Annotated in this window: 3 protein-coding genes; all 3 read left to right on the forward strand. The window is 49.2% G+C overall.

The window, feature by feature from the left end; translation table 11 throughout:
- The coding region (locus B3D59_RS10435) for a hypothetical protein (protein ID WP_286819601.1) at positions 1-202 on the forward strand (202 nt) is incomplete at its 5' end.
- A gap of 113 nt (positions 203-315) precedes the next feature.
- The gene (locus tag B3D59_RS10440) at positions 316-1,950 is read left to right on the forward strand and encodes an FAD-dependent oxidoreductase (protein ID WP_286819602.1); all 1,635 of its coding nucleotides are present in this window, start codon (positions 316-318) and stop codon (positions 1,948-1,950) included.
- A gap of 81 nt (positions 1,951-2,031) precedes the next feature.
- A complete protein-coding gene (locus tag B3D59_RS10445) occupies positions 2,032-2,409 on the forward strand; it encodes a cytochrome c3 family protein (protein WP_286819603.1) in 378 nt (125 codons plus the stop codon).
- Positions 2,410-2,508 lie beyond the last annotated feature (99 nt).

A 2,508-nucleotide genomic window follows, 5' to 3' on the forward strand; every position in this document is an offset into this window, starting at 1 on the left:
TCAGGGCCCCTATCAAAGCCAGCCCGGAATGGCTGGTCAAATGTTCGTCTCCCTCTTTGATGATAAATTCCACTGGAACCATCTTCACCTCCCTGGTGCTGTTTTCAGGAAGGAAAATTATCACAAATATACAATAATGTCAAGTAATTATATCCATCTAAAGCCGGTTTTATGCCACTATTCAGGAATTATCAATGGTTGAAGAATACGTTAAAAAAACAACATAAAGTTGGTTGAAGAATACGAAAAAACAAGATAAAGAAGTGAGCAGTGGCCAGTCTAGGTGATGATGCATTAAGAAAAACATAAGGAGGGATGACAATGACAGAAAAGAAATTATGGAAAGAGGTAAACAGGCGGGACTTCATCAAAGGGGCAGTGGTTGGAGCCGGTGCCGTTGCAACAATGGGTCTGGGATCCGTCGTGAATGCTGAAGCCAAAACGATTGTTCCCAAAAAATGGAATAAGGAAGCGGACGTCGTTGTTCTGGGTTATGGCGGCGCTGGAGCTTGCGCCGCCATCGAAGCCCATAATGCAGGCGCAAAGGTGCTCATCCTCGAAAAGATGAAGCAAGGCGGCGGCAACACAAGAGTTTCCGGAGGCGGTATTTTATGTCCGACAAATACGGAGGATGCCTATACTTATATCACCGGACTTTACAAATTCTCCAATTCCGATATGGACGAAGAACTGGTAAGGTTTTATGCCAAGGAGTCCGTTAAGAATGTGGAATGGATCAAAACGCTCAAAGAGGGAACTGATCTCATGATCTATGGAGGCGCCGGATATCGCAAAGTTCCGGGTGCAAAATCAATGAACAAGTACCAGGTAAAAGGTGCGGGAAAAGGACTTCAGGGCAGTTCACAAAACCTGTGGCAGGTGTTTGCCTACGCGGTAGAAGAGAAACGGAAAATCCCCGTCATGCTGGAAACGCCGGCACAGCGTCTTGTTACAAACAGTTCGGGGGAAGTTATCGGTGTTATTGCAGAATCAAAGGGAAAAGAGATTGCAATCCGGGCGAAGCGGTCTGTTGTCCTGACAACCGGCGGTTACGAATACAACACAAAGGATCTGCAGAACTGTGTCAAGGGCTATCCCATCTATGCTCTCGGCTGCCCCGGCAATACGGGCGACGGCATTCGCATGGCGCAGAAGGTCGGAGCCGGCCTTTGGCATATGAACGGGGTATCTTGTCCTCTGGGCATCAAAACACCTGACTTTGAAGCAGCCTTTGCTGCCATTATCGGAACGTCGCGCCATATTCTAGTGGACAAGCACGGTAATCGGTTTGTTGACGAGAAGTCGGTGGAAACCCATGCGGGGCTGCTTGCGGTAGATCATTTTGATACCCACGCGCTGGAATATCCACGCATTCCCTGCTACGTGATTTTTGACGAGACCGCGCGAAAAGCCGGACCCATCACAGCTCTTCCGGGGATGGGTTACGCCGGTCAGCAGTACAAATGGAGCAAAGATAACAGCGCTGAAGTTCAGAAGGGCTGGATACTGAAAGGCGATACCCTGGCGGAGTTGGCCGGTAAAATCAAGACAATGAATAATGGTGCCCTCGAAAAAACAGTGGCCAAGTGGAATGAAGATATGGCTAAAGGTACTGATACGGTTTTCCATCGGCCGATTCGGTCGGGAGACCCATCCAGTCCGGCATACAAGGAACTTGCAACTGCCCTTTGGTCCGCGCCGATTGATGTGCCGCCTTTTTACGCAATCGAGCTCTACCCGGCCCTGCTCAATACCCAGGGCGGGCCAAGACGCAATACTAATGCACAAGTGCTCGACGCCTTTGGAAAACCAATCCCGCGTCTATACAGCGCCGGTGAACTTGGTTCGATGTGGGGCATCATTTATCAGGGTGCGGGCAACATCGGTGAATGTATTGTGGTCGGACGCGTTGCCGGGAAGAATGCCGCCGCAGAGAAGCCGTGGAAATAAAAAACTAATTTAAGCGCTGAACCGGGGGGCCGCAAAGCACAATGTAGCGCCTCCGGTTCATTTTTTAAGGAATGGTTACTGATGAAAAAACGATTACTCCTCAGCGTCCGGACAGGCGTTATTTTGATGGTATTAATGCTGCTCAGTCTTACCGCCTGGCAGGGATCAAGCTATGGAGGGGCTGAAGAAAAAATTTTTCTGGCCGACCGGCATCAGATGAAGGGCATTGCCTGTGCCTCTTGTCACAAGGAAAATCCTCCGAAGGCAGCCGTTCCCACCGCAGTATGCATTGATTGCCACGGAGCCTATGCAACGATTGCCGGGAAGACGAAAAAGATCGAACCTAATCCCCATGCATCTCACTTGGAGGAACTGTCGTGCGAGAGCTGCCACCACGCTCATAAATCGCCGGAAAATCATTGTTTGTCCTGTCATTCGTTTGAATTCAAGGTACCTTGAATGAGTATGGGATAATAGATATAGATAATAGTTTCAGACTGTGGTCTTTGCCACAGTCTCCGCTAATATTAACAACGGCTTTGCCCGTGTCAAGCTTGT

This window comes from Desulfobacter sp. UBA2225 (genome assembly GCF_002348205.1).
GTDB classification, from domain to species: domain Bacteria; phylum Desulfobacterota; class Desulfobacteria; order Desulfobacterales; family Desulfobacteraceae; genus Desulfobacter; species Desulfobacter postgatei.